We start from the raw sequence: 24,127 nt of genomic DNA, 5'->3' as shown, positions 1-24,127 counted from the left end.
GGGTCAATCAGCGGAATCCTGTATATCAACTATTGTTACAAGTCGTCGCAAATCGAAGAATCAATTAGGATTCAGCCTGCCGCATTGAATCTGCCTGAATTAGTCCAAAGAACTTTCGATCTTCGGACAACATGTGCTTGGCAATGAAGTCATATGCAAGGTAGTTAAAAAGTTCTCCGACCGACAATTCTCCCTGCTTGAAATTTTCCACCAGATTATTTGCTCGAATAATCAGTGATCTGTGGATTTCAGCGTGATCATCAGCGGATGAATAGCCCACTGACCTAAAAATCACCTCTTCATCATGAAAGTGCTTGGTGAGGTCGGCCACAAGTGATTCGACCTGGGGAACAACTTCGTCATCCGGTCGATCTCCGATTACTGATGTCAGAAGATTGTTGGCGAGATCGAACAGGTCGCGGTGCTGGCTATCGATCAGAGAATGGCCGGACTCATAAGCCTTTCGCCATCCCAGACGCATGTACGCCAGATCGAGAAGTTCTGCCTCTCCGGCCTCGCCCGCATGGGTCGCATCCTTGATAACTTGGTTCCGACCACCTGCCTTTGCGGCGTATAGGGCCGCATCAGACCGGGCGAGCCAGGAATCCCAAGATTCGTCATCCCGGCATTCCGCGATACCCAGGCTGGCGGTGACGCGTCCCGCAATAGGAAACTCGAAGGCCATGGTTGCCTTGCGGATTCGTTCGGCGAGGAGGCTGGCGATCATCACGCCGCTGTTGGGCATAAGGATCACAAACTCCTCACCACCCCAGCGGCCAAGGAGGTCGGTAGACCGCATGCACTTTCGGGCGATATTGCAGAAGGCTTTCAAAACATCATCACCTACCGCATGGCCGTGGGTATCGTTGATCCGCTTAAAATGGTCGAGATCGATGAAGAGTAGCGATACGGGATGGCCGTACCTCGCCTTTCGCAACATTTCCTGCTGGGCGGTTTCTTCAATTCTTCGACGGGTCCAAGCCCCAGTCAGGCCATCTCGCTGTGCCAGATGTTCAAGCTCTTCCCGTGCAGCGTGGAGTTCGGCATTTGATGCTGCGAGAGCCGCAACGGTGTTTGTCAGTTCCAGATTGAGGGCTTCAAGATCACGGCTGCGTTCTGCCAAAGCCCTTCGTTCGGTGATGTCCGTGTAAAGGGTTACGAATCCGCCATTGGGCAACGGACGTTCATCGATTTCCAAGATAGTTTCATCGGGCCGGACACGCTCAAACTGGTTCGGTTCCATTGCCATGGCCCGCTGTACGACCTGTTCGGCAAGTTCCTCTGGATTGCCAGGGCCATATTCGCCGCGTTCAGCGGCGAACGTGGCGAGCTTTTTCAATGATGGTAGTCCTGCCGTGAACAGTTCATCAGGGAGGTCCAGCAGACGCCGAAACACCCCATTGCAGACAACCATGTTCAAGGACGGATCAAACACCGCCACCCCACATGGGAGGTGGTCAATGATCGGCTGGATCATGCTCAGGTATTCTGGGATTTCGACGAGCTTCAGCAGGTGCCCAATATCCTGGTCACCTCCATGCTGGTCACCTCCATGCTGATTTCGCCCGTCGTCCATCATTGCAGGTTCCTGCGTATCAAATCACAGATGCCAACTCCGCGTGTTTCCTGAGAGGCTTGGACATCTGGCCTCCAGAAACTCCACCATGAGCGTTACATCCGCACGAACGGGAAGGTCAATCCGTAGCGACCCCAGATAGCCCGCTCGTTACAAATCGTTGGCCCACGCAACGAATATGTAAACGGCCCCCAGCCCACGTCACCGGACGACCACCGGGGCACGTCTACGCTGCGGATTGAAATTCCTGTCTCGGTCATCCGCTGTTCTTGCTGGCGGCGACCATTTCCTGAATGATCAATCTGAACATCGATGGGGGGGGGGGCGAGTATGCGTTGTCCTTTTTGCGGACATGACGACACCCAGGTGAAAGATTCCCGCCCTACTGATGACAATGCATCCATCCGCCGCCGCCGAGCGTGTCCAGCCTGTGCATCCCGATTCACCACCTTCGAGCGGGTTCAAATCCGCGATCTGGTGGTGATCAAGAAGGACGGCAGCCGGTCCACCTTTGACCGCGACAAGGTGATCAAATCGCTTCAGATCGCTTTGCGGAAGCGTCCAGTGGATGAGGAGCAGATCGAACGCATCGTCAATGGCATCCATCGCCGCCTGGAGAGCTTGGGAGAGAACGAGGTTCCGTCCAAGCTCATCGGCGAACTGGTCATGGATGTGCTGATAGGGATGGATCAGGTGGCCTATTTGCGATACGCCTCCGTCTATCGGAACTTCCGCGAAGCCAAGGATTTTGGCGATTTTCTGGGGAAGATGGGACGGCAAGGCGATGACTAAAGCCGCATGACGATAAGCCTACAAGGTATTGGCCAATATCCCCGTTACTTTCCCCTGGAAGCCCCCCCCTTTACGGCAGAAATAGCTATCCCAAAAATTCAGTCACCTTGTTCAGGAATTTTTCAATTGAGATGGGCTTGGCGAGGTAGGCGTCACAACCGCTTTCAAGGATTCGCTCCTCGTCACCCTTCATAGCAAACGCGGTTACCGCGATGATAGGGATCGCTTGAAGTTCAGCGTCTTCCTTCAGTACGCGGGCGAAATCTAGGCCGGAAACCCCCGGCAACTGGATATCCAAAAGGATAAGATTTGGGCGGCTCTGCTCGACAATCTCTTTGGCTTCGCGACCATCCATTGCTTGCAGGGTGGAGTAGCCTCTGGCCTGAAGAATGTCATTAAAAAGCTTTAAACTGAGGGCGTTGTCCTCAATGATCAGTATAATCTTCCTGGGCAATTGGTCCCGCATTGAGAGGCTCCAAAAATTCAAGAACCATCCGCACCATAAGTATGTAAGCTAAAGTTTGGTCACCTGCAAATGAGATTGAGAATCTGACGCATTCCCCCGTGGCGAGCCAATCAGATCAATGGTAACCGCCTACATCCGGGGGCAGCCGCTCAGCCATCAAGTTGTAAATCGCAGTCGTTGCGATTAACTTGCATCATCATTCTTTTGTGGTATGTGTTTTGTTCAGGTGAATGAAATGCGACAGGAAGTGAGCCGTGGATGAATCGCCCCCGTCTCGTATCGAGCAGCGTTGCATTGAAAAATCTATGAAGATGACGGACCCGCGGCGAGTTATCGCTCGCGTCCTTTCAGATGCAACCGACCACCCTGATGTCGATGAGGTTTATCGCCGTGCCGTCGAGATCAATCGGCATATCAGCATTCCCACTGTCTACCGCACCGTGCGACTTTTTGAGGAAGCAGGCATCCTTGAACGGCACGATTTTGGCGATGGGAAAAAGAGCCGATACGAAGAGGCCGAAAGTGACCATCATGATCACTTGATTGACGTAACTTCAGGGGAAGTTATCGAATTCTCCTGCGTTGAGATTGAAGCTTTGCAAAAGAAGATCGCCGCAGATTACGGCTATCAGGTCATCGGCCATCGCCTTGAGCTTCTTGGGGTTCCACTGACACCAGAAGATCGGCAGGAGGACCAATAGCGATCCCGTCCATCAAGCCAGGGAGCATTCAGCCAAGGTGGCGAGGAAACCTTGGGCGGTGAAATCGTTGCCCGGTTTGCGTAATTTGATAAATGAACCCAAGATCGCATCCATCTTGGTGACGGAGCCAACGCAGGAACAGCAGTGGACTCATCGACCAGGAAGAAGCTCAACACGAAGGCGGCTTCCTGTGGCGGCGGCGTAGCGTGCCAGTGAAGTCGATGAAGGAAGGGAACGACCACTTTCCAGCCGTGCAACCACGGACTGGGTGGTGCCCATCCTTTTTGCGACTTCGGCCTGAGATAGACCCGCCCGTTGCCGGGCACGGATAAGGGTTTCCGCAATCTCGAACTCGGGAGCGAGACGGTCATATTCGGCCTTAACCTCGGGATCAGCCAGCATTTTAGCCTTGAGATCATTCAGGCTGGTCATTTCAAAATCTCCTTGGCCCGAGCCAATGCGAGTTCAATCTCCTGGCGAGGCGTCTTCTGAGTCTTTTTTACAAAGGCCCGCACTACCACGACCCGCCGACCAGTGACGGTCACATAGAGGGCACGGGCGATGCCGTCGCGGCCCATTAGCCGCATCTCCCATAACTTGCCCTCAAGCGGCTTCACATGAGGATGCCCCATACCTTCCAACCCAGTGGACTCAATCATCCCGGCTATCCGCAGAAAACGGGCCTGCATATCCTTGGGCAAGACAGCGATTTCCGCGTCCACGATTTCGTTGAGGGTTTCGACCTTCCATTCCATGGACATACCATATCGCAAAATAGCGATTATTGGAAGATAACTAAATGGGAAGGTTTAGCGGCCTCGAAACGGCGAGCACTCGACCGAGGAACCGTTCGACGGCCGGATAAAGGCGGGGGGCATCCACATCGGTGGTGGCTGTTCGTCTTGGGAAGAAGCCACGAGGGGATTGAACCACGATGATCGAGATCCATCTATCAGGAAATAACCGCAATACTGTATATGGCTGGCTGGGCTGAAGTATGACATTTGGTTTTGATTGGCACATGATGGCGGAACTTCGCATGTTAGCATTTTAATAAACATTCGCCCGTCTTGGTGGTGGCATGAGGTGCGAGGATGCAAACAACTGCATATTTTCGCGGCCCTATTGAAGAAACCATGGCTCTACTGGTTGAAGCTCGGACCTTCATGATGGAAACCGAATGGTGGGACCGGCAAAAAGTCGCCCTGGTCCGCAATATCGACCATGATCAACGACGCCGTACAATTGCCCTGGGAATGATAAAGGTATGTCAGGAGCTTGGCGTTGATGTTGTCGCCGAGGGAGTGGAGCGGACTCAAGAATTAAAAGTTCTTCGTGATGCCGGTGTGCGTTATGTACAAGGATTTTTATTTTCGCGACCCGCTGTTAACTCCATGGCTTTAGACTCGAGCATTAACTTTAATGCTTATCCCGTTAAGTACGGTTAACACAAACTGTTGACGTGACACCTACTTGTCGTCGTATGGCGCATAAAAGGCCGCACCGCTGTCGTTTGAGCCGGTTACAATGTGCTCTGTGAAGCAGTTATAGGGTTGTCCAGACCTCTGCCTGCTGCGCGACGAGGCCACGAACGCCACACTGGCGTATGTTTGAAAAATCAGGCATAATATAAAGCATGACTTTAGATAATGCGTCACATCTCAAATTCGTTCTGACCCAAGCTGAGCCTGGGCGGCCGCTGACCGCCCGCTGGCTGGCCGAGCACGGGGTGTCTGCACAGCTCGCGCGCCACTATGTCGTGCATGGGTGGCTTGAGAGGTTGGGGCATGGTTTCTTCATGCGCAAAGGTGACACGCCGGTGCTGGAGAAGTCGTTGTCGGTCGCCATGGCCCACGGCCATGTTGGGGGCAAGACTGCGCTGGCCTGGGCCGGTTTCCGCCACAACCTGCATATCGAGGACCGCACGGTCCTGTACTCGCACGGCAAGGTCAAGGTGGCACCGTGGCTGGTCGAGAGATTCCCGTTGGCTTCCCGAAACAGGAAGCTGTTCGGCGGCGGCGACGCCCTGGCTGTGGAGACCAATGCCGATGGCGCGCCAGTGTCTGAGCCCGAGCGGGCCGTTCTGGAGCTATTGAGCGACGTTCCGTCCCGGCAGGGAATGGAAGAGGCTGAGAATCTGGTCGAGATGCTCTACGGGCTACGGCCTGACCTGATGCAGTCCTTGCTGGAGGACTGCACGAGCGTCAAGACGGTGCGTCTGTTCTTGATGCTAGCGCGTAAGGCCACGCTGCCTGTGTTGGAGGAGTTGAATCTCGAACGCGTCCACACGGGATCGTCTAGCGGCTATGTGGTCACTACGCCTGGGGGGACGTTGAAGCTATGAAACAGGGATACACGGAGACCGTTCAGCTCCTCATCGACATCGCCCCGTTTATCTTCGCCTCAGGTGCCTTCGTGCTGAAGGGCGGCACGGCCATCAATCTGTTCGTTCAGGACATGCCCAGGCTGTCGGTGGATATTGACCTCGTCTACCGGGACGGCTCCAAATCGCGAGATGAAGCGCTGAAGGACATCCAGCAGCAACTCGAACTGGTTCGGCAAACACTGAACAAGCGCGGCTTCACCGTGCCGCCGCCACGGTCGCAGGCGGAAGATTTCAAGCTGATGGTGTCGCGAGGACGCCAGACGGTGAAGGTCGAGGCGAATACCGTGTTCCGTGGGACGGTACTGCCGCCGGTCACCGCAGAGCTTCGGGAAGCGGCCAGGGCCATGTTCAAGCGTACGCTGAAGCTGCCCATGCTGGCGGTAGATGAGATCTACGCCAGCAAGCTGGTGGCAGCCATGGACCGGCAGCACCCGCGCGATCTGTTCGACGTGATGAAGCTACGCGAGAGCCATGGGGGCATCAGCAACACCATGCGACAGGTGTTCCTGGCCTACGTCTCTGGCCACAATCGGCCCATCAACGAGATCCTGACGCCCAACGCGCAGGACATTTCGCACGCCTACGCCAACGAGTTCGTGGGCATGACCGTTGAGACAGTCTCCCAGGATGCCTTGGAGGCTACGCGCACATGGCTGTTCGAGACCTTGCCATCCAGCCTGACCATGAGCGAGCGGCAATACCTGCGCAGCGTGAAGATGGCCAAGCCAGACTGGTCGCTGTTGCCGTTCCCAGGGTTGGCCGACCTGCCGTCGGTGAAGTGGAAGCTTCAGAACATCGAGAAGCTGCAGAAAACTAACCGGGCCAAGTACGGAGCCATGCTCGCCACCCTTGAGGAAAAGCTGTATCGCATCCCGTTCTCGCCACCGCATGTGGTGGTGTCACGCTGCTCCGACAGTCCGGCAGAGAATCGCCAGTGGTTTGCCGTCAGAGAGGATGCCGCAGCCGTTGGCACGGTGGTTTCAGAGATCCTCGGCCGCGGCTGGGACACTGTCGAGGTCTCGGCCAGTGACGTGACGCGTTTGGAGATTGCCCGTCAGTTGGCCCTGGCTCCTCAGCCGATCCTGGTCCACGAAAGTCCGCTGACCGATGCAGATATGGAGCTTGTGACGGCTCAGCGTGCTACTGCAGTCACCGACAGTGAGTCTCCGGAAATTCAGCATGACGACGGTGATCCCGTTTGCCCTGTCTGCCGTGTGCCCCCCTGCACCTGTGGCGGAGCCAGTGGTCCCGGATTCTAGCCCTCCACCAGCTCCCGATACCCCATCGGCGGGATTCTGACCGACAGGCCAAGCAGTTTGTCGAACGCGACTTGGCGCCAGCGCCGACGGTTCCAGCGGAACACGAACTCATCCAGATAGCTGGCGATGTGTTTCTTCCGCAGGCCATGATACGTGCCCATGGCCCAGCGCTTGAGGTTGCTAAACACCCGGTGGATCCACGGCATGAGGATGTGAGCGGCCATGTTGCCGATCACCCGCGGATGATGGCTGTAACCGGTCATGCCGGCATAGCTCTCATTGCCGTCGGTCCAGATCTCCGACCTGGGCTCGACGACGTCGCGGATGAACCCCTTGAGCGTTGACCCGGAATAGTCCGGAACCGTCTCCAGGCGGATTCGGCCGGGTGCATTACCCTCGAGCAGTTCCACTGCGCCAACCACCACCATCTTGCCGATGGTGCTGCGGCCCTGGCCGCCGCCCACGGGATCGCGCTTGGTCCGATATGGCAGTGTCGTCTCGTCGACTTCGACGTCACCGACCAGGAGATCACGCTCCGGGTTGACCATGGCTCGGCGCAGCTTATGAAGCAGCAGCCAGGCGGTCTTATAGCTGCCGAGACCCAGATGAGCCTGCATCTGCAGCGCCGACATTCCGTTGGAATGCGTCGCCATGATGTGGGCGGCAAGGAACCATGTCCGCAGCGATACTTTGGACCGATGCATGACCGTGCCGGCGGTCACCGAGGTCTGGCGACCGCATTCGCCACATTCCCAGGTCCAGCGCTTGGAGGATAATTCCCAACCCTTACAGGCACCACAGGCCGGACAGACAAATCCGTCCGGCCACCGCTTCTCATGGAGATAGCTGGCGCAGGCGGCATCGTCCGGAAAACGCCGGAGGAAAGCCGTCAGGGACTGCGGTCGATCGTTGATGTGCCAGCGGCTCGGCATGATCGCTTCCTTTGCGCTGAGGAAGCCTCATATAAGGCGGAATTGAGCCCGCGCAAGGGCTGATGTCAGCTATGGCTGGTGGTCACCTGACTGACAGGGATAAGCCTTTTAACTTTTAACCTTAAATAGTAATTATATATAATAACAATATTATTACCTGGACTCATCCTGAGCATGCCTATAATGGCTTATCTGGGCTGATACGCAAATTCAGGGGTATCCTCATTATCAGCTTTGGAAATTCATCCGGCTATTTCCAAAGCCCGATAGACGGATTGCCCCTCCCCCCGTGAATGGCTCCATGTTGAATGTAATAATTCAACTGACCATGAAGGGGACATTCCATGCCGAAGAAGAGACATACCGCCGAAGAGATCATCGGCAAGCTGCGTGAAGCGGACGTGCTTCTGGCGCAAGGCCGGAAGGTGGCCGACGTCGCCAAGGCGCTGTCGGTGACGGAAGTGACGTACTACCGCTGGCGCCAGGAATACGGAGGGATGAAGGTCTCTCAGGCCAAGCGGCTCAAGGAGCTTGAGCGCGAGAACGATCGGCTGCGCAAGGCGGTGGCTGACCTGACCATCGACAAGCTGATTTTGAAGGAGGCCGCCCGGGGAAACTTCTGAGCCCCGCCCGTCGCCGGTGTTGCATCATGGCGGTGTGCGAGCGGTTGGCGGTGTCGGAGCGCGGGCTTGCCTGGTGTTGGGACAGCCCCGCTCGCCGATAATGCCCAAGACTGGCCAGCACTGATTGAACTGGCCGACGCCCGCATGTATCAGGCCAAGATGTCGGGCAAGGCTCGAGGAATCATGAGCGCAGATGAGGTGATCGTTCCTAACATAACGCCACACACTGCCCCGCAGTCTTCGGCAGACCGTTGAAACGTCTGAGATAGGTCAGCCTGAGCTGGGCGGCCGGTACGCTGCAGCCGACCGCTCTACCCAGACACCCGTCGTTCACGGCGAAGAGCCCCCATGTGCTACAACCGGTCGTCCTTGGGAAGCGATCAGGATTGGTCCGCACCATCCTTGAGCGTGAAGAAGAACGTCGTGCCTTCGCCCAGCTCAGACTCTAGCCAAATCTCGCCGCCGAAACGGTGGACAATTCGCCGACAAAGTGTCAGGCCGATGCCAGTGCCATCCTTGTAGGACATAGGGTCAAGACGCTGAAATATCTCGAAGATCTTGCCGTGATATTGCGACTCAATACCAATGCCGTTATCGGATACAGCAAAGCGCCAGTCGTTGCTGGGCATACGTTCCGCACTCACCGAAAGCACCGGCCTGCGGTCTGGCGCACTATATTTGATGGCGTTACTGAGTAGGTTCTGAAACAAACTGACGAGATGGGTCTGATCGGCGATAACCGTCGGCAGATCACCGACTGTAACCTCTGCTCCGGATGCATGCAGGTCCAGTTCAAGATTTTTCAAAGCCCGTGCTATGGCATCCCCAGCAGGTATCGGCCTTAAAAGCTCCAATTGTTGCGATGTTCGGGAAAATGCCAAAAGATCGTGAATCAAATTGGTCATGTGCTTCCCGCCTTCAGCAATAAAGCGAAGGAAATCGTCAGCATCTGAGTCAATTTTCCCACTATATCGATGCTCAAGCAGCTGGGCGTATCGAACCATATTACTTAGTGGAGTCTGTAGATCGTGTGATGCAACATAGGCAAATTGCTCAAGGTCAGCGTTTGACTGCTCCAATATCATGTTTTTATCATTTAGTGCATTTTGAACCTGATTTTTTTCGTCGATCAATCGTTCGTTAACCATCAAGATAAACGAAATGATCCAGCCGATGACAAAGATGATCTGCTCGAACACTACCGATGCGTTGATCGCCGTCAGCGAATAGATGTCCTTAACCCTGTCGCTGGGATTAGACAGAGCCGCGCTGACAAGGAATGAAATCGACAGGAAGAGCAAGAATGCTGACGCAGCCAGATACGAAGTCATCCGGGTCTTACGAAATTCTGAGATGGTCACAGTGAAGGCCCATAGGGATGTCACAGAGTAGACCAGTAGATAGCATAAGAGTCGCATCTTAAAATTGTCATCAATAAAAAAATAATAAGCGTATTCAGAGCCGTAAATGGCCATGCCACCCAGTAGCAAGCGCCAGCCAGCCCTTCTTCCTGTGAACTGTAGAAGACCAAAAAGAACCAGCGCATATCCACAAAATATGGCCACATTCCCTGCGACAAATGAAAGCCATCCGGGCAGTACCGCTCGCAATGCTATAGCCCCGAAGCCGAAGGCGAAAAATGAATTAGACAGGGCAACAGCCAGGACGCCGTTGATGGCCCTGTTGTTGATGAATAGGAACCACGCAAAGGCGCTCGCCAAAACTGACGCTCCACCAAGGACGAAGAACAAGGTGGATATGTCGAGTTTCACCCGTCACCCCCCCGCATACAGAAACGAGAGATAGAAAATTGATTTCGTCATGAGACGACCTATTGGGGGACACGCGATAAATCACGCAGCCCCTACCGGACCCAGACCGCCACCACACCAGCGATAGCGGCAGCCACTGCCAGCCATGCAAACCAAGGCTTGGGGCGGCGACGAACTGGCGGCGGCGCAGATAGTCCAACGTACCCCATAACGCCCCCACATCCAAAGCAGATGACCGACCGGGTGGCTGTCGAAGGCTACACGGTCGGCCTCGCGAGGGACCGAATTGGCGAAACCGCCCCCTATGGAGATTGTGGTGTTTCTTTTGGCCTCGTCAATAGATCAATTCGGGCTAACAACCTGTAGATGTGGACGGCGGTCCTGCCAAATGGCCGAGTTGGGTCATGGACGGCCGACTGGCCCCGGCGCGATGGATGACTGCTGCACCTCCGATAGCCGCCGCTCAAGGCAAAGGTCCGATCCGGCCCCGTTGTGCCATTTCTCGTCTGTGGACCAGTTGATCAGGTTGGGACTGAACCTTCCGGCAGCGTAAAGTAGAAGGTCGTTCCGTCGTCAGGCATCGACGCCAGCCAAATGCTTCCGGAATGTCGCTCAATGATCTTCTTGCTGATCGCAAGGCCGATCCCGGTACCGTCGTATTCTTCACGTGCGTGCAGACGCTGGAAAATGCCAAAGATGCGCTCAAAATACTCCGGCGCAATGCCAATGCCGTTGTCGCCCACACTGAACTCCCAATGACGGTCCAGGTGTCGACCGTCAATCCGGATAATCGGTGTTACGTCAGGCTTTCGGTATTTGAGCGCGTTGCCGATCAGGTTCTGGAACAGCCTCATGACCTGAGTGGGATCTCCCATCACCCAGGATGATCGGATCGCGTCATCGACAGTGATCGTCGCCCCGCTGTCTTTGATCGCCATCCCCAGATTAGTTAGTGCCAATTGCACCGCAGGCATGATTGGCATGGCGGTAATAGCTTCGCCACATCTATTAACACGCGATAATTCCAGCAGATCAAGCACCAGACGGTCTAACCGCTTGGCCCCATCGCGAGCGAACCCAATAAATTCCCGCGCAGCCTCATCGAGCTGATCCGAATAGCGCCGCTCCAGCAGACTGAGATAGCTGCTGACCATCCGCAGCGGTTCTCGGAGGTCATGGCTGGCGACATAAGGATCGTGTCCCAGGAGTTGGTGTAACAGCGCCTTGGCCGTCATGATCTCCGGCGGGCATGGCCGGGATCGTCATTCCGCCGCGATGGGCAGGCAGACGAGAGGATCATCGCTCAGTTGGGTGACGGATTCCAGGGTCATGTAGCGGGAGCGTTGGACGGCCCATTCGTCGTTCTGCTCCAGCAGGATGGCGCCGATCAGGCGGGTGATGGCGGCTTCGTTGGGGAAGATTCCGACGACCTCGGTGCAGCGGATCGCTCCGTCGTCGGGGCGGCAGGACCGATAACGGACCACCCGCCGGGAAATCCCCACGATGCAACACGCCCGACGCTCACTCAGCCCGAATAACTCCCGGACATGAGCGACGACGCTACGCCTGACGGCGGGCGTCACCATTTTTTTGAGGAAATCTCTTTCAAAACGGCGTTGTCGAGCATCGCTTCGGCCTGCAGCTTCTTCAGCCGGGCGTTTTCATCCTCCAGCGCCTTCAGCCGCTTGGCCTCCGACACCTCCATGCCGCCGTACTTCGCCTTCCATTTGTAGAAAGTGGCGTCCGAGATCCCGTGCTTGCGGCACACATCAACCATCTTCGCACCGGCCTCCTGCTCCTTGAGGATGCCGATGATCTGCTCTTCCGTGAAACGACTGCGCTTCATAAGTCCGTCTCCTGTCGTCGACGAACTCTACCTCAGACCGGATACATTTTCTGGGAACAGGTCAGGGTCCATGACCCAATTGGGTCATTAGGCGAGACAGCACTTCACACGGGCCGCGCCGTCAACTCCGGGCAATCCGCAGTCATCTGCGAACAGATTACGGCAATTTTTAAGCAAGCAAAGCGGCTTGTGTCCTAGATCGAACGGACAAAGCTTTTAGTATGCTCGTTACATGAAGCTTCACAGTGCCCTCAGCCAGACCAAGATCTGTAGCTATTTCCCGGTTCGACTTTCCAGTCTTTAATTGGCTGAGAATCTCACGCTGCCTCGAAGTGAGGTGAGTAATATTCGGCACCTCGACTGTGGCAGTAACCAGCTGATTACCGGGATCGGCAAACTCCGCAGGAAGGTAAATGCCGCCAGCCACAACCAAGTTTAGCGCCGCCAGAAAAACTTGGCTGGATGATGCTTTAGTGATGAAACCCGACGCTCCGAGGTCGATAGCAAGATTGACGGCGGACCGGTCAGCGACGTCAGAAACGATTACGATGTGCGCTGGCGACGGAAGCAAATGACGCAATTTCCTTAGACATTCAGGCCAAGGCCCACCGGACATTGTCAGATCGAGCAGAGCCAAGTCGATGCCCGATTCACGCTCTCCCGCCTCAATGACTTCTGCGAAACTGCTCGCTTCCACAATTTGCGAAGCTTCCACGTACAGGGTGAGGATGTGACGCAGACCCTCGCGAAACAACTGGTGATCATCGGCAATAAGGATCTTCATCGGAAATGCCAAGCCCACTTTTCACGCCGTTGGCTATATGAGATCCACGCCCAAAGTGTGCTTCGATTCTGTCTGGAATGCACCCGATAATGCAGATCCACTTGAAATTCGGGCACACACTATAAACACACAGTTCCATCATTTGGCGTGTCAACGGGTCTGGATGAGAACCTCATCGATCTTGGTGAAGCCGCTGCCGACTCCCAGTTGAGACAGATGGACGGTTACCGAGCCATAACCATCGATCTTCGCCAGCCGCACCATGGTTCCCGACTTCGGGACGTCGATGATGCTGTCCACCGACCAAACCGTCCGGCTCCGACCGTTACTCTGATAAAGATCGCCGAGGGAAACAGCTTTCATGATCCACTCCCCTTGGGAGCGTTTCATTGCATACTGACGACGGTCTGATCAAGTGACAGATTGAAACCAAGATTATGGGATCAGCCCAACCTGGGGGCATAGCGGTCACTTGCTGCGCGGCTGCCAACGGGCTCACCGCGCGTCTTGTCTGCCGGTATCAATTGCTTGACTGCGCTTGGAGATAGAGCAAAATTCGTTCAGGGGAGCAGTTTCGCCAATTCGGCCCCCCGCGAGGCCGACCGGGCCGCCTTCGACAGCCACCCGGTCGGCCATCTGCATTTTGGAACACTCATGCGTCACTTTGGTCTATCTGCGCCTCCGCCAATTCGCCGCCGCTCCAAGCCATGGTTTGCGTGGCTGGCTGTGATGGCTGCTATTGCGGGGGTGGTAGCAGTCTGGGTCCGATAGCGACACTGACCCGGCATAGCGGGCGTTCCCGCTGACTGGCGGTTGCCGGGGCACAGCGGTCGCCTGCCGCGCCGGGGCCGACCAGCTCAGGTTTACACTCAAGGGCCGCCGCAAGCGTTCTCACCGAACGACGGGTGTCTGGGGTAGAGCGGTCGGCCGCAGCGTACCGGCTGACCGGCTCAGGCTGACCCAAATCGGTCGGACAATCGAAAGACACTCTGCATCTGAATTGAGCCCATGGCGGAGGTTATGTTGCTCAGTGCAGGTCCCAATCGCTGACATTTTGCCGAGCAGCCGTCCCGGCTGTGCCATGTTCAGCCCTTCGAACCCATCCGGACGGTGGGCAGCCGTGAGCCTCACCTCTTCCCGCCCCCATTTACATCAGCTACATTAGTGATAGGAATTATTCTAGATGAAAATCGCCCTACACTTTCAATGTGGCTTCCCTGGGGGACGTGATGGCTTTCCACTGGAACATTGCTCGGCGGCTGACCGCCCTGACCGCCATTATGCTGACGATCTTGATCGCCACCAGTGGGTTCGGCATTCACGGGTTGAGCCGAATGCACGACAGCTTCAAAGGGGTCGCCCAGGACACCACCAAGGCGCTTAGCGATCTTTCCGGGGTCGTGGATGCCCTCCATCGCATCCGCATCCGGACGGTCAGTGCCACGGTGGAGCGCGACTCTGCCAAGGTGGCGGCGCTGAGGGACGAGTTCAGAAAGCAGATGAGTGATTTGGACAAGGCGTGGGCGAGCTATGCATCTTCCCAGATGACTGCTCAAGAGGCGGCCCTGGCTCGTGACGCTGAGGCTGGGTTCAAGTTATATCGCGCCTACCTGACTTCTAATTGGGACCGCATCACTGCCGGTGACCAGGAAGGTGCGCGTATCGATTTGCTAGGACCGGGTACTGAACAGTTTCGCAAGGCCGCCACCCCCCTCCGCAAACTGATGGACTATCAGCGAGAAGAAGCCAACGCTTCCTTCTTGGAGGGAGAGGCTAACTATGCATCTGATCGGACAGTCAGCTTTAGCCTCGTGGGCCTTGGCATCATTCTCGGCGTGGTGCTGTCGACCCTGATTGCTCGCTCGGTTTCCGTGCCCATTCACCAGATTACCTCGGTCATGCAGAGCCTTGCCGAAGGCGATGTTTCAATCAACGTGTTCGGCACTGAGCGAAAAGATGAGGCTGGGCAGATTGCCCGTGCAGTCGAGGTTTTCAAACGCAATGCCATCGACAAATCTCGCGTCGAGACGGAGGCTGCCGATGCCAAGCTGCGGGCTGATCAGCAGCTTCGTTCGGAAATGCAGCGCTTGGCCGGAGAGTTCGAATCCAGCGTTGCCACGGTGGTGGACAATGTTGCCGGTGCATCTTCGGATATGGAACTGACAGCCCAAACCATGTCCTCTCTATCCGGGCAGGTTTCTGCTCAGGCCAATGCTGTGGCCGCCGCTTCCGAACAAGCAAGTGCCAATGTTCAGACCGTTGCCGCCGCCGCCGAAGAACTATCAGCCTCGGTTTCGGAGATTGGACGGCAGGTGAGCGATGCTGCACGCGTCGCACGCAATGCCGTTGATGAGGCGTCTCATGCTGATACGATCGTCCATGGGCTGTCTGAAGCGGTCGGACGAATTGGCGAAGTTGTCAAACTCATCAACGACATTGCCAGTCAGACCAACCTACTTGCCTTGAACGCGACTATTGAGGCTGCTCGCGCGGGCGAGGCTGGCAAGGGCTTCGCCGTGGTTGCCAACGAGGTCAAGAGCCTTGCCAATCAGACGGCACGGGCGACCGATGAGATCGCACAGCAGATCAATACCGTTCAGACCGAGACGGGGCGTGCCGTTGGGGCAATTCAAAGTGTTAATTCAACCATCGGCCGGATCGATGAAATTTCATCGGCGATTGCATCTGCCGTGGAGCAGCAATCAGCTGCAACGCAGGAGATCGCCCGTAACGTGGAAGAGGCGGCTAGGGGCACCCAAGAGGTTTCCAGCAACATCGGTGGCGTCACCTCAGCTGCCAGTGAAACCGGACAGTCCTCGGCTATGGTTCTTTGTGCTGCGCAGAAGCTGTCTTCGGAGTCCGCGTCGCTCCGTCGATTGGTCGGAGATTTCGTCGCCAAGGTTCGCAATGGCTAATCAGCCTGGGGAGACTGCCGATGCAGGACGCGGCTTTTTTTCGAGGAACGTTCGATGAGACCATGGGCCTTCTGGTCGAGGCTCGAAACTATATGCGGTACTGCGAACGTCGAGAACGGAAGCGCCTTGGAGACAATGTCGGCCTACGGCTGAACTGCGAGGCAATGCGCGTCACTTCCCGCCTGACGCAGGTTATGGCGTGGCTGATGTTTCAAAAGGCGGTTCACGCTGGTGAGCTGACCCCAGAGGAGGCTTTGGCCGAAGAGAGGCGCCTCACCTACACCGATGTATGCTTGGATCGAAGTGGTGAAGAGGATACCAGCCTCCCTTTGGGATTTCGTAGACTGATGGATCGCTCTTGGCGCCTATTCGCACGGGTGGAACGACTAGAACAACACATTATAAGGCGAATGCTGCATTGATTACTATACCGCCTCGGACGGCATTACCTTCAAGCCGGTCCCGCCCCAGGATGGCAGCAATGGGTCTACCGCCTGCCGGCCCTGGCGCAGCATCTGGCCGCTGCACCTCCGACAACCGCCCTTCGGTCGGGATGGCCGCGGCAGATGAGGTATCTGAGCGCCACTTCGGTCTGCCTGCCCCAACATTACCAAATTAGAGTAAACTGAGTGGCCCACCCTGGAACCGACCGATCCCTTTCCCATCTTGATGTTGATGCCGTCCAACGCTGCCATGAGTGCCTTAGGTCGCGTTCCCGATTCCGGTAGCCGTGAGAACTGTGCTGCGCCCATAGAACATGGCAGTCTGCTGATGAATGTTGACCATGGTCGTTGTTCATGGCATCGCTCTAGAAAAAAATAGAGGGAAGAAATGAACAAGTCTGATCTGGTCAGCAAGGTTGCGGAAGTCGTCGGCATCACCAAGGGCGATGCGGGAAAGGCCACCGATGCGGTGTTTGATGCCATCTCCGCCGCCCTGAAGTCTGGAGATGATGTGCGTCTGGTGGGATTTGGCTCCTTCTCCGTTACCGCACGCCCCGCTCGTCAAGGCCGCAACCCGACAACTGGTGCCGCCATCACCATCGCCGCGGGCAAGGCTCCCAAGTTTACGGCGGGCAAAGGTCTGAAGGACGCGGTGAATGGCTGACAATACCAGGGCGCTTACCGCCAAGATCGTGACGGCATATCTGCGGAATAACGAGGTGGCGGTCACCGACGTCCCCAATCTGATCCAGGTCACTTATTCGGCCCTGTTCGGCACCGGCACTCCGGCCCCTGTACTGGCCGAAAGCCAGAGCCCCGCCGTTTCAATTCGGAAATCCGTAACACCTGACGCCATCACCTGTTTGGAATGCGGCAAGCACCAGAAGATGCTGAGACGCCACCTCGCTACCGGGCACGGACTTTCGGTGGAGCAATACCGCACCAAGTGGAATCTGCCCGCCGATTACCCAATGACGGCACCCAAATACGCCCAGAAGCGGTCGGATATGGCGATTGCGATTGGCCTCGGCCGGAAGCCTAAGCCCCCTGCTGAAGGCGGCGAGACCACCAATCCTCCCCGGCATAGCTATCCACCCTCACGGTGGTCCAAGCCGAAGACCTGACGTTACAGGCGAACCCATTGAGGACGCTCATCATGCCGCCACGGAAAAGCACCAAGCCTGTTCCAGCCAGCAAGCCATCAGGAAGGGCGCGGTCATCTCGTGGCCGATTGGCTGATGGTAGTGCCAACCCCGTTGATATCCATGTTGGTGCCCGTGTGAAGCTTCGCCGGACCCTTCTGGGTATGAGCCAGGAAACATTGGGCGGTGAACCGCCCCAGGATTGCCGGAGGCTGGTTTGATCAAATCTATGCGGCGACGGGGATGTCGTCGAGCATGGCGTAGTATCGTTCCTCGGCCTCGGCGGGCGGGATGTTTCCGATGGGCTCGAGCAGGCGCCGGTGGTTGAACCAGTCGACCCATTGGAGAGTGGCGAACTCGACGGCCTCGAATGACCGCCACGGCCCCCTGCGGTGGATGACCTCGGCCTTGTAGAGGCCGTTTATGGTTTCGGCCAAGGCGTTATCGTAGCTGTCACCGACGCTTCCGACCGATGGTTCAATCCCTGCCTCGGCGAGACGCTCAGTGTATTTGATCGAGACGTACTGGCTGCCCCGATCGCTGTGGTGGATCAGCCCGCTCTTGTGAACCGGTTGGCGCTGGTGCAGGGCTTGTTCCAACGCATCCAGGACGAAGCCGGCATGGGCGGTGCGGCTCGCCCGCCAGCCGACGATCCGCCGGGCGAAGGCGTCGATGATGAAGGCGACGTAGACAAAGCCCGACCAGGTCGAGACATAGGTGAAGTCGGACAGCCACAGCCGGTTTGGCGCCGGGGCATGGAACTGCCGATTGACGTGGTCCCGTGGGCAAGGTGCCGCCCTGTCGCTGATGGTGGTTCGCACGGCCTTGCCGCGAATCACCCCTTGCAGAGCCATCTGGCGCATCAGCCGCTCTACCGTGCAACGGGCTACCGAAATCTCCTCGCGTCCAAGCTGGCGCCAGACTTTGCGGGCCCCGTAGACCTCGAAGTTCTCGGCGAATACCCGGGCGATCTCCGGCTTCAGCGTCAGGTCCCTCCGGGCTCGCGCCGACAGCTTGGCCGGATCGAGGCGTTGAGCCACATGGGCGTGATAGGTGGATGGGGCGACCGGCAACACCTTGCAGATCGGCTCGACCCCGTAGGCCCCACGATGATCGTCAATGAAGGTGATCATGGCTTGAACCGGCGGTCGAGCTCCGCCTGGGCAAAATATGCGGACGCCTTGCGAAGGATCTCGTTGGCCTGCCGCAGTTCCCGGTTCTCGCGCTCCAGAGCCTTCATCTTCGCGGCCATGTCCGAGGGAATCCCCGCCCGCTGGCCGCGATCGACCTCCGCCTTCTTGATCCATTCGTTCAGCGTGTGCGGGGCGCAACCGATCTTGGCCGCGATGGAAACATCCCGCCCGCCGAGGCCGAGGAACGATACTACGCCATGCTCGACGACATCCCCGTCGCCGCATAGATTTGATCAAACCAGCCTCCGGCAATCCTGGGGCGGTTCATCGACGGAACGCTACGATGATGGCGTCCTCCTCGACGGTCAGGATCGTCAATTTGGCCCCCCTCGGCCCGGTCAGCAGATCGGAGACCGAGCCACTTTTCTTCCACGTAGTAACGGCCTCCAAATTGATCCCGTAGTGCGTGGCAAGGGATCTCTCAGGCACTCTTGACTATCTTGTATTGCTCGACAGACAGCCTCTGTCGTGGTGGCGTAGCCGTGTAGTGCTTGGCCCATAGCGCCTCCTTCCATTACGGCGAGTAGATTGCACCATCAAATCTATGAACAAATCCAGCCACACCACCAAAATCTTTATTTCGACAATAGTTGTCGATCAAGTTGCGGCAACTTAAAACGCACGCCCTCTCCACTGCTTCCATCAGGGATAAATTCAATTCCAACTTGTTCGAATGAGCGGACGATATCATTGAGCGTCCTGAATTGAGGTATGCGCGCCCCTCGTTCGAAATCTGCAATCGTCTTCTGCCCCACATGAGAGTGATCACTTAAGTCGCTTTGTGACCACCCCAGCAAACCACGGGCGGCGCGAGATTGCTGCGGCGATATTGGAATTTTTGTGTCGTATGACATTTTTTATGTTGTCTTGTTCTGTGCGTTATGACATAAATCATGACATCCGATCCATCCAGGAACAACCATCAAATTGTCAGGAACCGCATCATGAGCGAATGCACCTACCTCCCCAGATCCGCCACCATCAGGATGGCACCCCACGAACTGCTTGCCAACCTGCTCCATGCCCAAGGCAACGGACTGCCTCGGGCTCATAAGGACGCGACCTTGCTCGCCGAAGCGATCTGCGACGGCTGGATTGCCATCGACGATGTCGAGCTGCCTTGGCGGCCGATGGTCGCCGAAGGCTTGGTTGACGAGCTCCTGGCTGACGAGCCCAACTGCCACGAGTCTGAAGCTCATCGTCGTCTCAAGGTCGATGCCCGCCTCATCGCGTTGGCCACCGATGCCAGCGCCATGCTTGAGCCCGAAGCCGCCGCCAGCCAGGGACGCCATCCCCTCCGTGCAGATTTGCTGGTCTGGCACGCAAGCGGCCTGTCTGAAACCTACGAATGCGGCGCGACCGATGGGCGATCCATCCTCACTCAGCTGATGGACGGCCAAGTGCGTGTGACGGTGCTGCCGTTCAGCGGCCTGGGCCTGCCCACCATCCGGGGCTACGCCTTCAGGCTGACAGAAAATCCTGCCATGCCAGCCCTGACTGTTGAGCAGGGCCTGCGGGCCTGGGGCCAGATGCTGGCGAGCCTGCCCAATATCAATGCTCCGACAATGCGAATCTAAGGAGAGCCCAATATGAAGACCTACGACTCAACCCCCATTCGCATTGGCCATATCGCGGCCATTCAGGAAATTCTGCGCCTGAATTCCTCCGATATGGCTTGGCTTTTGGGAGCCACCTCCAGTCGCTGGAGTTCCATTGTCCGCGATATCCGCCTGACACCGGAACAGCTTGCCGAACCATGTCATGCCTTGGTGCTGCGTTGGATGATGCTCCGCCCGACTGCCTCGCCGACCCTGCATGCCCCTGAGGCCGGAGCATTTCTTGCGCGGCTCCGCGATATCGGGAAACGGGTCACCGCCAAAGGCTTTGCCCTCTCCCTGGGTTGGGACGCGACCGCCGGGAGTCGCTGGCTGCGACATGGTGCCCCGATTGGACCGGCAGGCCGCCGGGCCCTGTCCTTGCTCGACCACACATCGCCACAGCGCCTCGGCGAGAACTGGCAGAAATGGTCAGACAACGCCGCCCAGGAAGCCCGCCTGAGGGGAATTGATCTGGGCAAGTGCCTGGGATGGACCACGAGCCGCAATGGGGTGGAGGCCGTCTTGTGACCTCTGTCATCGAACCGCCCGTCAAAAACTGACGCCATGTCTTCGTCGTGGCGTCGCAAGATCACAATGCGCACGCCAGTGAGGACGCCATGAAATCTCCGCGCCCATCCAAAAAGCACGGCTTTGCCACCCAGATGGACCAAGCCGACCATCCCAATCAAATTGATCCCGGCGAGCCCCTGCCGCAACCGCGAGATCCAGCTGCGCTGCTCGCTGACCGTATGCTCGATATTGCCTTGACTGCCAATCCCACTGCCCTTGAAGTCGCCAAACAGCAGGGTACCGCTGTCGTGGTAACGGCCCCCGCACCCTGGATAAAGGCCATTGCCAAATCGTGGTCGGCGAAGCTGCTGGGTGGGCGACAGATGACAAATGGCGACAGCCCCTCGGCATCCGATTTCCGTTGGTATGATCCGAAAGACCCGCCCTATGTTGCCTATGTCCGATCCGAGGAGTATGCGCCAAGAAAGAGCGCTGAAGGGTCGTCCACCGCCGTCGCGACCACCCTCATGCACAATGGGCGCATCGCCGGGTTTGCTGCCGACCCAGCCTCCCAGCTGCCATCCGCCCTGCTTGACGCAGCGGACGCCACGTTGACGGTCCAGCCGCCAGACAAGACCTTGATCATCGAGGTGATCGCGGAACTGACCGGCACGACGGCAATCGAAGAGATTTCGGACGCCATCGCCACCAAGGTCGGACCAGATGATCTGCGGCTTACGCTCCGCCCTGGTCAGGATGCAAGCAACGCAATCCACCGACTGAAGGCCTTAATCGAAGGACGGCGGAAGCCCCCTACCCTGACGCTGGACATGCTGGGTGGAATGGATGAGGCCGTCACCTGGGGTCAAGCCCTGGCTCGCGATCTCTCTGACTATATTGACGGCGCTTTGACATGGTCTGACATTGACCGCGGTGTACTGCTGTCCGGCCCCCCAGGAACCGGAAAGACGACATTTGCACGCGCTTTGGCTGGCTCCTGTGGTGTGCCGCTGATCGCAGCGTCGCTTGGCGAGTGGCAATCGTCCGGACATCTGGGCGATCTCCTCAAATCAATGCGTAAGACCTTTGAAGAGGCACGGGCTGCAGCCCCTTGCATCATCTTGGTGGATGAGATCGATGGGTTTGGCGACCGAGCAAATCTCAACTCTGGCCATAAGGATTACTCGGTGCAGGTAATCAACGGATTCCTCGAGCTTTTGGATGGAGTTACATCACGGGAAGGCGTTGTCGTTATCGGTGCCACTAATCTTCCCGGCCGGATTGATCCTGCCATCACCCGTTCGGGGCGCCTGGACCGCCACATTGTAATCTCATTGCCAGATGAAGATGGACTGAGGCAGATCATGCGCCATCATCTTGCCGGTGATCTACCCGGTGCGGACCTGTCCATTGCGGCCAAACTGGCCCTTGGCGGATCAGGAGCTGACGTCGCTCGCTGGGTCAGGGGCGCCAAGCGTCGTGGGCGTCAAGCGGCGCGATCCCTGAGTCTGGACGATCTTGTTTTAGAGATCCGTGGTAATGCCCCGACAATGAGCAATACAGCTCTGCGCAGGTGTGCCGTACATGAAGCCGGCCATGCCATTGCTATTTCGCATTTTCACTCAAACACACTTCAGTATGTCAGTATCAGGCAGACAACAACCACGGGGGGCGGGGTTATGAGCCTTCGCCCCGAGCTCGATTTGGCCACGTCCGAGGATATTGATTGCCTCCTCACCATTCTGCTGGCTGGCCGCGCGGCGGAGGAGGTCATCCTCGGCACGGTATCCTCTGGCGCTGGCGGAGGCACTGAGAGTGACATTGCCAAAGCCACCCTGGCGGCGACCTCAGCCATCACGGCTCTGGGGCTGAGCGGAGCGGCCACGCCAGTCTGGTCTGGGATGCCGACACCGGAGAGCATCGACCTCCTCCTCATTCGCCGGCCGGATATTGCGCGGCAACTCGAGGACCGCCTTGACCGAGCCTATGCTGTGGCAAAGGAACTGATCCTTGCCAACGCAGACGCGGTGCTCCGAATTGTTGACCGGTTGATTGAGGTCGAGATCATGACTGGAGAGGAGGTAGCGGCCTTACTGCCGACGCCAGCGCCACAAATCCAGGAGGTTGGGTGACAGCAATTGGTGGAGATGGGAGCCGCGATGTTCGGAAAAATCTCCGCCCCACGGCCTCACCCTGAATCGGTTATAACAGATGGTAGGTCCAAACGCTTGGCAATCCGGAATTTACCGGGTTGCCGTTGGTGATCATTGCGAAAATGCCAGGATAAGAGGCGAGAAATAAATATGAGCGAGTTCTTTGAACGGACAGAAAATCAGTACTATTTTGGTAATTTGTCACAAGATCTTGCAGCCGCGAATCCTGACATTGATATCAAGCAAATTAACGACAGTCTTGTCCAGGAAATTTGGAAAGATAGTATCCACACGCCGGGTCCTGACCCAAGAAACCGTCAATCATTGATTTGGACACTCCACAGTTCTTTTGATGACGACATCCTGCGCGACCTGCATCCGATGCCTTGTTTAGCGCCCCTAGACCAGAGAAAGGTGGCACTCGCCATTTCTCGAAAGATAAAGGCCGGGTGCAAAACCCACCTTAAACAACTTGTTGACCAGCTCTTAGCCGCATGGTCCAGGTCAGAAATTTATCGCAAAGAAACTCTAGCACTACTTTCCGAAGTCCCCTGGAAATCATACCCATCAGAATGTCAGAAAATGATTGAGTATTTTATTTTTCCGGCCAAAAAATTTCCTGATTTTTGTAAATTTCATAATTTTAGGAACCCAATTGAATCTTACGTTCCCAGCCCACCTCAACCTCCCCTCCCTATAACAGACAGTTTTTCTCTCCCGCCGACCAACTCTGCTGTGTCGGAAAATAGCCCGGTCGAGGATCAAGGCATCACCACCCCAGCCCCCGTCATAGAGGTCACGCCGATCGTCTCGGATAGTGCAATCTGCGTGCTCCGAAAGACCAAGGGGCGACGTCCATTCCACATCAAAACTTACATTGAAAAATTTCTTGATCGAGTTGCGGCAGGCCAGGTCGAGGAAAGGCCGATCGAGGAAGCCCGCTGGCTGAGAGAATGGCTGCGACTGCAGTTGCTGGCCGAAGGCAGAATCGTGCGAGAAAAGGATTTGCCTGCGGAAGAGACGATTCGAAACAACC

24 protein-coding genes, 5 pseudogenes and 1 other annotated feature are annotated in these 24,127 nt (G+C 56.8%); of the genes and pseudogenes, 15 read left to right on the top strand and 14 right to left on the bottom strand.

The genetic code is table 11. From position 1 onward, the window contains the following. Window positions 1-64 precede the first annotated feature (64 nt). A complete protein-coding gene (locus tag H261_RS18895; RefSeq protein ID WP_008620729.1) occupies window positions 65-1,579 on the bottom strand; it encodes a diguanylate cyclase in 1,515 nt (504 codons plus the stop codon). Window positions 1,580-1,906: 327 nt separating this feature from the next. On the opposite strand from H261_RS18895, the gene nrdR reads away from it, so the two are divergent. Continuing rightward, entirely contained in the window at window positions 1,907-2,368 is a 462-nt protein-coding gene (nrdR, locus tag H261_RS18890; RefSeq protein ID WP_040476877.1) for a transcriptional regulator NrdR, read from the top strand. An 85-nt stretch (window positions 2,369-2,453) separates the two neighbouring features. Here nrdR and H261_RS18885 read toward each other — a convergent pair whose 3' ends face one another. Continuing rightward, window positions 2,454-2,834: a response regulator gene (locus H261_RS18885; protein WP_008620726.1), complete on the bottom strand. Its 381-nt coding sequence runs from the start codon at window positions 2,832-2,834 to the stop codon at window positions 2,454-2,456. Window positions 2,835-3,088: 254 nt separating this feature from the next. On the opposite strand from H261_RS18885, the gene H261_RS24045 reads away from it, so the two are divergent. Continuing rightward, entirely contained in the window at window positions 3,089-3,535 is a 447-nt protein-coding gene (locus H261_RS24045) for a Fur family transcriptional regulator (protein WP_008620725.1), read from the top strand. 150 nt (window positions 3,536-3,685) lie between these two features. Here H261_RS24045 and H261_RS24040 read toward each other — a convergent pair whose 3' ends face one another. Both H261_RS24040 and H261_RS18875 read right to left on the bottom strand, forming a co-directional pair. After that, entirely contained in the window at window positions 3,686-3,967 is a 282-nt protein-coding gene (locus H261_RS24040; protein ID WP_008620724.1) for a helix-turn-helix domain-containing protein, read from the bottom strand. Then, on the bottom strand, window positions 3,964-4,290 hold the full coding sequence (locus H261_RS18875) for a type II toxin-antitoxin system RelE/ParE family toxin (protein WP_040476875.1): 327 nt from the start codon (window positions 4,288-4,290) through the stop codon (window positions 3,964-3,966). Before H261_RS18875 ends, H261_RS24040 begins: the two co-directional genes overlap by 4 nt. Window positions 4,291-4,671: 381 nt before the next feature. Here H261_RS18875 and H261_RS24035 point away from each other — a divergent pair, with 381 nt between their 5' ends. The 3 genes from H261_RS24035 (at window position 4,672) to H261_RS18865 (ending at window position 7,180) form a co-directional block, all read left to right on the top strand. Next, the gene (locus H261_RS24035; RefSeq protein WP_235062983.1) at window positions 4,672-4,983 is read left to right on the top strand and encodes an EAL domain-containing protein; all 312 of its coding nucleotides are present in this window, start codon (window positions 4,672-4,674) and stop codon (window positions 4,981-4,983) included. Between the two features lie 188 nt (window positions 4,984-5,171). Continuing rightward, window positions 5,172-5,879, top strand: a complete 708-nt coding sequence (locus H261_RS18870) for a type IV toxin-antitoxin system AbiEi family antitoxin domain-containing protein (protein WP_008620722.1) — start codon at window positions 5,172-5,174, stop codon at window positions 5,877-5,879. Then, window positions 5,876-7,180 carry a nucleotidyl transferase AbiEii/AbiGii toxin family protein gene (locus H261_RS18865; RefSeq protein ID WP_008620721.1) on the top strand — a complete coding sequence of 435 codons (1,305 nt, stop codon included), beginning with the start codon at window positions 5,876-5,878 and terminating at the stop codon, window positions 7,178-7,180. Before H261_RS18870 ends, H261_RS18865 begins: the two co-directional genes overlap by 4 nt. On the opposite strand, the gene H261_RS18860 is transcribed toward H261_RS18865, so the two are convergent. After that, the gene (locus tag H261_RS18860) at window positions 7,177-8,094 is read right to left on the bottom strand and encodes an IS1595 family transposase (RefSeq protein WP_081609005.1); all 918 of its coding nucleotides are present in this window, start codon (window positions 8,092-8,094) and stop codon (window positions 7,177-7,179) included. The two genes, H261_RS18865 and H261_RS18860, sit on opposite strands and share 4 nt — an antisense overlap. 362 nt (window positions 8,095-8,456) lie before the next feature. Here H261_RS18860 and H261_RS18855 point away from each other — a divergent pair. Continuing rightward, window positions 8,457-8,829 (top strand): annotated as a pseudogene (locus tag H261_RS18855) (transposase); the annotation flags it as partial. Window positions 8,830-9,115: 286 nt separating this feature from the next. On the opposite strand, the gene H261_RS23545 reads toward H261_RS18855, so the two are convergent. From H261_RS23545 to H261_RS18825, 6 genes and pseudogenes are all read right to left on the bottom strand, one after another. Beyond that, window positions 9,116-10,507 (bottom strand): sensor histidine kinase, encoded by a 1,392-nt coding sequence (locus tag H261_RS23545; RefSeq protein WP_052004336.1) that lies wholly within the window; start codon window positions 10,505-10,507, stop codon window positions 9,116-9,118. A 521-nt stretch (window positions 10,508-11,028) separates the two neighbouring features. Beyond that, window positions 11,029-11,742 carry a sensor histidine kinase gene (locus H261_RS18845; RefSeq protein WP_008620715.1) on the bottom strand — a complete coding sequence of 238 codons (714 nt, stop codon included), beginning with the start codon at window positions 11,740-11,742 and terminating at the stop codon, window positions 11,029-11,031. 27 nt (window positions 11,743-11,769) lie between these two features. Further along, a pseudogene (locus H261_RS25840) lies at window positions 11,770-11,949 on the bottom strand (transposase); the annotation flags it as partial. Beyond that, window positions 11,947-12,353 (bottom strand): annotated as a pseudogene (locus H261_RS18835) (transposase); the annotation flags it as partial. The pseudogenes H261_RS25840 and H261_RS18835, both read right to left, overlap by 3 nt. A gap of 169 nt (window positions 12,354-12,522) precedes the next feature. Continuing rightward, a complete protein-coding gene (locus H261_RS18830) occupies window positions 12,523-13,137 on the bottom strand; it encodes a LuxR C-terminal-related transcriptional regulator (RefSeq protein WP_008620711.1) in 615 nt (204 codons plus the stop codon). A gap of 150 nt (window positions 13,138-13,287) precedes the next feature. Beyond that, window positions 13,288-13,500 (bottom strand): hypothetical protein, encoded by a 213-nt coding sequence (locus H261_RS18825; RefSeq protein WP_235062982.1) that lies wholly within the window; start codon window positions 13,498-13,500, stop codon window positions 13,288-13,290. Between the two features lie 866 nt (window positions 13,501-14,366). Between H261_RS18825 and H261_RS18820 the strand changes: the two genes are divergently transcribed. The 5 genes and pseudogenes from H261_RS18820 to H261_RS26190 form a co-directional block, all read left to right on the top strand. Then, entirely contained in the window at window positions 14,367-16,052 is a 1,686-nt protein-coding gene (locus H261_RS18820) for a methyl-accepting chemotaxis protein (RefSeq protein WP_040476869.1), read from the top strand. Window positions 16,053-16,072: 20 nt separating this feature from the next. Next, complete coding sequence (locus tag H261_RS18815; RefSeq protein ID WP_008620708.1) at window positions 16,073-16,474, top strand: DUF1465 family protein; 402 nt, start codon at window positions 16,073-16,075, stop codon at window positions 16,472-16,474. 409 nt (window positions 16,475-16,883) lie between these two features. Further along, window positions 16,884-17,159 (top strand): HU family DNA-binding protein, encoded by a 276-nt coding sequence (locus tag H261_RS18810; protein WP_008620707.1) that lies wholly within the window; start codon window positions 16,884-16,886, stop codon window positions 17,157-17,159. After that, entirely contained in the window at window positions 17,152-17,619 is a 468-nt protein-coding gene (locus H261_RS18805; protein WP_008620706.1) for a MucR family transcriptional regulator, read from the top strand. The genes H261_RS18810 and H261_RS18805 overlap by 8 nt, the downstream gene beginning before the upstream one ends. A gap of 32 nt (window positions 17,620-17,651) precedes the next feature. Next, window positions 17,652-17,822: pseudogene (locus H261_RS26190) on the top strand (helix-turn-helix domain-containing protein); the annotation flags it as partial. 42 nt (window positions 17,823-17,864) lie between these two features. On the opposite strand, the gene H261_RS18800 reads toward H261_RS26190, so the two are convergent. From H261_RS18800 to H261_RS24025, 3 genes and pseudogenes are all read right to left on the bottom strand, one after another. Then, window positions 17,865-18,985 (bottom strand): IS3 family transposase gene (locus H261_RS18800; RefSeq protein ID WP_235062984.1). Its coding sequence is split into 2 segments (ribosomal slippage): window positions 17,865-18,805 and window positions 18,805-18,985, totalling 1,122 coding nucleotides; the frame shifts between segments, so codons are not numbered across the junction. Continuing rightward, window positions 18,696-18,812: a sequence feature (AL1L pseudoknot), on the bottom strand. It overlaps the preceding gene by 117 nt. A 112-nt stretch (window positions 18,986-19,097) precedes the next feature. Continuing rightward, window positions 19,098-19,330, bottom strand: a pseudogene (locus H261_RS26185) (IS481 family transposase); the annotation flags it as partial. 75 nt (window positions 19,331-19,405) lie between these two features. Then, window positions 19,406-19,684, bottom strand: a complete 279-nt coding sequence (locus H261_RS24025; protein WP_008620701.1) for a helix-turn-helix transcriptional regulator — start codon at window positions 19,682-19,684, stop codon at window positions 19,406-19,408. 90 nt (window positions 19,685-19,774) lie between these two features. Between H261_RS24025 and H261_RS18780 the strand changes: the two genes are divergently transcribed. The 4 genes from H261_RS18780 to H261_RS24925 all read left to right on the top strand — a co-directional run. Continuing rightward, window positions 19,775-20,407 (top strand): hypothetical protein, encoded by a 633-nt coding sequence (locus tag H261_RS18780; protein WP_008620699.1) that lies wholly within the window; start codon window positions 19,775-19,777, stop codon window positions 20,405-20,407. Between the two features lie 12 nt (window positions 20,408-20,419). Then, the gene (locus tag H261_RS18775; RefSeq protein ID WP_008620698.1) at window positions 20,420-20,956 is read left to right on the top strand and encodes a hypothetical protein; all 537 of its coding nucleotides are present in this window, start codon (window positions 20,420-20,422) and stop codon (window positions 20,954-20,956) included. An 89-nt stretch (window positions 20,957-21,045) separates the two neighbouring features. After that, window positions 21,046-23,070 (top strand): AAA family ATPase, encoded by a 2,025-nt coding sequence (locus tag H261_RS18770; RefSeq protein ID WP_008620692.1) that lies wholly within the window; start codon window positions 21,046-21,048, stop codon window positions 23,068-23,070. Window positions 23,071-23,241: 171 nt separating this feature from the next. Next, window positions 23,242-24,127: hypothetical protein (locus H261_RS24925; RefSeq protein WP_152426967.1), on the top strand; the 886-nt coding region annotated here is incomplete at its 3' end.

Source organism: Paramagnetospirillum caucaseum (assembly GCF_000342045.1).
Classification (GTDB): domain Bacteria; phylum Pseudomonadota; class Alphaproteobacteria; order Rhodospirillales; family Magnetospirillaceae; genus Phaeospirillum; species Phaeospirillum caucaseum.
Note: the sequence above shows the minus strand (reverse complement) of the source record. Positions and strands in the feature narration are given on the sequence as shown.